The following is a 5,253-nucleotide window of genomic DNA, read 5'->3' on the forward strand; positions in this document are numbered from 1 at the left end:
GAAGCCATGAACACAGCAATAAACGCACCACTAGACTCAACCCCGTGGTGCGGGAATTGTTGGCCCGCCGTCCCCGTGCGGCGGCCGGTACGGCGTGAGGACGGTCAAACGCACGGTGGCGTTGGCCGCGCTGGTGCCTTGTATGGCGGCGGTGCCGATGATGCCGACGTCTCCGGCTCTCGCGCGGCGTGCTCCCGCACAGGTTCAGGCGCGTGCCCAGGTCGCCATGGCGCTCACCAAGGTCGGTCCCAAGACCGTCAGTGAGAGCAAGCCGCAGATCGAGATCTCGGGGCTGGCCAAGAACCGCACCGGCCATCAGCTTCCCGGCGTCTCCCTGCGGCTGCGCTACAGCGCGCAGCCCGTCACGAGCCGTACCCAGCTCGACCAGCTCGCGACGAGCCCGCCGAACGCGCTGCCGAACATCGGCCCGGCCAAGCCGCTTCCAGGGGCGGCGTCGCCCGGCGCCACGCAGGGCTGGACGTTCAAGACCACGGTCAGGGAACTGCGGCTCCGCGCTCCGGCCGGCACGCCCGGCGTCTACCCGGTGGGCGTCGAGGTGCTGAATTCCGCGCAGCAGGTCGTCGGCGGCATCACGACGTTCGTCACCTACATGCCGAACCGGCCGAACTTCAAGCCGGTGGCGGTCGGCTGGGTGCTGCCGCTGATCGACCAGATGCACCGCACCGGCGACCGGACGTTCACCGACGACGATCTCACCAAGGAGATGTCGCCCGGCGGCCGGCTCAACCGGCTCGTCGAGGCGGCGTCCGGCACCGCCACGCCCGTCACGTGGGCGCTGGACCCGGCGCTGCTGGACGACGTGCGGCAGATGGCGTCCGGCGACTACACGGTCCGGGCGCCGGGCGCGAAGGCGAGCGTCCGCAAGCAGAAGAGCGCGGTCGCCGCGTCCTGGCTGTCGGCCCTGCGGGACGCCGCGAAGAAGGACCCGTACTTCACCCTCCCCTACGCCGATCCGGACGTCGTGGCGCTCGTCCGCCGCAAGACGCCGCGCGACATCGGCGTCGCCTTCGACCAGCGGAACACGGGCGTCGTGTCGCAGGTCCTCGGACGCGCCCCGGACCGGCATGTCGCCTGGCCGCCCGCGGGCGCCGCCGGCCGCGGCACGCTCGACCAGCTCGCCAGGTCCGCGCTGAAGGACGGCGGGGCGTTCCTGATGAGCAGCTCGCAGTTCCAGGATCCGGCGCCGCCCGCGCCGCCGAACGCGACCACGACGCTGCAGACGCACCACGGCGCCAGGAAGACGCTGCTCTACGACGAGAAGCTCAACCGGATCATCAGCGGGGGGGCGCGGACGGCGTCCGGGGCGCTGCTGACCGAGCAGCGGTTCCTCGCCGAGACGGCGATGATCGCGGCGGAGACGCCGAGCCTGCAGCGCACCGTGGTCATCGCCCCCGACCGGCACTGGGACCCGGCCGACGGGGTCGCGAAGAACCTGCTGACCTACACCAAGGACGCGGCCTGGCTGAAGGAGGTGCCGCTGGGCAAGATCGAGGCGGCCCCGGCGCAGGACCGCGTCTTCAACGAATACTCCGACGACTACCTGCAGTACGAAATCGGCGACGCGCACCTGCGGCAGGTGCAGGAGATCTCCCGGGAGGCCGCGTCGTTCCAGGCCGTGATGACCGGCCCGATCAAGATCTCCTACGAGCGGGCGGTGCTGCGCATGGAGTCGGCGGCGTGGCGGACGTCGGCGCGCCGTGCCAGAGCGTCCCGCATAGAGCTGGAGAACCAGCTCAGTTCGGACATGCGCCGGGTCCGTATCGTCACCACCAAGAGCAAACGCGTGCTGATGGGGGGCAGATCGGGCCGGCTGCCGGTGCTCGTGGAGAACACGCTGCGCGACCAGTCGGTCAAGGTCCATCTCGTCGCCACGTCGGAGAGCAACGCGAAGCTCCGGCTCGGAACGCTGGATCCCGAGGACGCGGTCATCGAGCTGCGGCCCGGCGAGCGGGCGCAGCGGTGGATTCCCGCGCAGGCGGCCGGTAACGGCAACTTCCACGTCTTCCTGGAGTTGCGGGTTCCCGGCGCGAAGGGCCGGACGTACGGGAGCCGCGAGCAGGTCACGGTGACCGTGACCGGCTACGGACGTCTCGCGCTGCTCATCACGGGCGGCGGACTTGCCGTACTCTTCGTGGGCGTCGGAGTGCGGGCCATCAGAGCGAGGCGCCGCCGGAAAGCGGAGGCAGCCGGTGACGGGTCGACGGGAATGGGATCGGCAGGGACAGGGGGACAGGACCCCGGGTTCCCAGCTCCCGGGCTCCCAGGAGCAGGGATATCCGCCACCGAGTTCCCCGGGGTATCCGGGGCGGGACCGGCCGGTGCCGGGCCGGGGACACCCCCAGGGCCCGCCCCCGCAGGGCCGTCCGCCGGCTCCGCCACCGCAGAGCGCACCGAACCCGGCCTACCCGGGCCCGCCGCCGATGGGCAGGCCGGCGGGCCCGCCGAACGCGGCCGAGACGGCGATTGACATTCCCGTCCCCGGCGGCGGCGCACCCGTCGCGGAGACGGTCGTCGACACCCCCACCCCCGAGTCCGGCTCCGGGGAGGGCGAGAGCGGGAAGGCCGCGTCCGGCGGCATCCTGCGCTCCGGCGCGATCATGGCGGTGGGCACCCTCGCGTCCCGCGTCACCGGCTTCCTGCGCACCGCCGTCATCGTCGCCGCGCTCGGCACCGGGCTGCTCGCGAACGCCTACAACACCGCCAACACGATCCCCAACCAGATCTACGACCTGCTGCTCGGCGGCATCCTGACCAGTGTCATCGTCCCGCTGCTGGTGCGGGCGAAGCAGCGCGACCGCGCCTACGGAGAGCAGTACGAGCAGCGCGTCTTCACCCTCGCGGTGATCGGCCTCGGCGTGCTCACCGTCGTCTCCGTGCTGTGCGCGCCGCTGTTCATCGACATCCTCGCGGGCAGCTACACCGGCGACCAGCGCACCGTGGCCGTCCTGTTCGCCCGGTTCTTCCTGCCGCAACTGTTCTTCTACGGTGTCGGCGCGTTCGCCGGGGCGATCCTGAACACGCGCGGCAGCTTCGGCGCGCCGATGTGGGCGCCGGTGCTGAACAACATCGTGGTCATCGCGATCGGCGGCGCGTTCCTGGCGATCACCACGGGCCGCGTCGACCCGTCCACGATCTCCGACTCGCAGCTGATGCTGCTGTCCATCGGCACGACCGGCGGGATCGTCCTGCAGACGGTCGCGCTGTGGCCGTCGCTGCGCCGCGTCGGGTTCCGGTGGCGGCCCCGGCTGGACTTCAAGCGCGGCGAGATCGGCGAGGTCGGGCGCATGGCCGGCTGGACGCTGCTGTACGTCGTCGCGGCCCAGGCCGCGTTCGCCGTCGTCACCGCGCTGGCGAACGCCGCCGGGACCAGGGCCGCGAAGGAGGGGTTCGGCGAGAGCTACGGCTACACCCCGTACTTCAACGCCTACCAGCTCTTCCAGCTGCCCTACGCGATCGTCGGGGTGTCGGTGATCACCGCGCTGCTGCCGCGGATGAGCCGGTTCGCGGCCGAGGGCAAGACCGCCGACGTCCGCGCCGCGTTCTCCAGCGGGCTGCGGCTCTCCTCGGTGATCATCATGCCGGCGGCGGCGCTGATGCTGGTGCTCGGCCCGGAGATCACCACGGTGCTGTTCGCGCACGGCAACACCTCGGCCGACGACGCGCTGGTCATCGCGCGGGTCATGCAGATGTTCGCGATCGCGCTCGTCCCGTTCTCGATCTACCAGCTCATGCTGCGGGTCTTCTACTCCCACGGCGACACCAGGACGCCCGCGCTGATCGGGCTCGTCGTCACCTCGTCCAACATCATCATGGCGTTCACCGCCTACAACGTCCTCGGCGTGAAGTGGATCGTGATCGGCATCGCCGGCGGATTCGCGATCACCAACGTGGTCGGGACGATCGCCTGCTGGCTGGTGCTGCGCCGCAAGCTCGGCGGCATCGACGGACGCCGCATCGTCGGCGGCCACCTGAAGCTCCTCGTCGCGGTCTGGCCGCTGATCGGGTTCGCCTACGCCGCGCACACCATCGCGGACGCCGCCGGTGACACCTCGACGATGCTGCCCGCGCTGATCACCCTGGTCGTCGGCTCCGCCGGCGGCGGGCTACTGTACGTGTTCTTCGCCAGGCTGATGCGGGTAGAGGAGGTTCAGACGGCCATCGCCACGTTCGCGCGCCGGCTGCCCGGACGCTGACCACCCGCCGTCGACCACATCCCGAAGTAAAAAAGGACGCGCGGCGATAAGGCGGCCACTTATGCGAGTAACCACTACCATGTGGGGGACTACGGCCTGCGGGGCGACACCCTGGGGAACGCAAAGAGGAGGGTCGGAGGCGTAAGCTGCCACGCCACGAACATGGGATCTGACCACCTGTGCAGGACGCTGCCGTGAGCACGTCAGTCATCGAACCCGGCACACGTCTCGCCGGCCGCTACCGGCTCGAAGAGCGCATCAGCGATTCCGGCGGATCATCGCTCTGGCGGGCCATCGACGAGATCCTCGCGCGGGCGGTCGCCGTCCGCACCTTCGATCCGAAGTTCCCCCGGATCGCCGAGGCCGTCACCTCCGCCCGGTCCGCCAGCCGGCTGACCGACCCCCGGCTCACCCAGGTCTTCGACGCCGACGATTCCGGTGAGAGCGCCTATGTCGTGAGCGAGTGGGTCGTCGGCGAGAACCTGGAGGCCATGCTCGGCAAGGCCCCGCTGGAGCCGGGACGCGCCGCGACGCTGCTGTACGAGGCGGCCGAGGCGCTCGCCGCCGCGCACTCCGCCGGGCTGTCGCACCTCTGCCTCACCCCCCGCAACCTCGTCTGGACGACCGGCGGAACCGTCAAGATCCTCGGTGTCGCGACCGACGCCGTCCTCGGCGACCGGCACTCCGACGACCCCGCCGCCGAGGACGCCCGCGGTCTCGGCCGGATGCTGTACGCGGCGCTCACCGCGCACTGGCCCGGTGCCGAGGACGCCTCCGACCTGCCCGCCGCGCCCGCGGCCGACGGCACCCCGCGCGCGCCCCGCCAGGTCCAGGCCGGCATCTCGCACGCGGTCGACGCGATCGTCTGCCGCTGCCTCGGCCTCGGCCAGGGGGAGCCGCTCGCGTCCCCCGCCGACCTCGCGAAGGCGCTGCGCGGTGTCCCGCGCACCCCGCTGCCGCTGTTCGCCGGGCTCGGGAACGCCGCACCACCGTCGCCGCCGCGGCCCGCGGCGCCCCAGCGTCCGGCGGCACCGCCGCC

Annotated in this window: 3 protein-coding genes; all 3 read left to right on the top strand. The window is 71.6% G+C overall.

All coding sequences use genetic code 11. The features are described 5' to 3' along the window. Window positions 1-115: 115 nt before the first annotated feature. The gene (locus tag AF1_RS31780; protein ID WP_255218855.1) at window positions 116-2,488 is read left to right on the top strand and encodes a DUF6049 family protein; all 2,373 of its coding nucleotides are present in this window, start codon (window positions 116-118) and stop codon (window positions 2,486-2,488) included. Continuing rightward, a complete protein-coding gene (gene murJ / locus AF1_RS31785) occupies window positions 2,442-4,214 on the top strand; it encodes a murein biosynthesis integral membrane protein MurJ (RefSeq protein ID WP_084263521.1) in 1,773 nt (590 codons plus the stop codon). Before AF1_RS31780 ends, murJ begins: the two co-directional genes overlap by 47 nt. Before the next feature lie 194 nt (window positions 4,215-4,408). Continuing rightward, window positions 4,409-5,253 (top strand): protein kinase family protein (locus AF1_RS31790; protein WP_217999868.1); only part of this gene is annotated, 845 nt, incomplete at its 3' end.

Source organism: Actinomadura formosensis NBRC 14204 (genome assembly GCF_001552155.1).
GTDB lineage: Bacteria > Actinomycetota > Actinomycetes > Streptosporangiales > Streptosporangiaceae > Spirillospora > Spirillospora formosensis.

What these genes read in the sequence shown, in the direction of transcription:
- murJ (WP_084263521.1), top strand. Translation starts at nt 2,442, where the DNA reads ATGGGCAGGCCGGCGGGCCCGCCGAACGCGGCCGAGACGGCGATTGAC.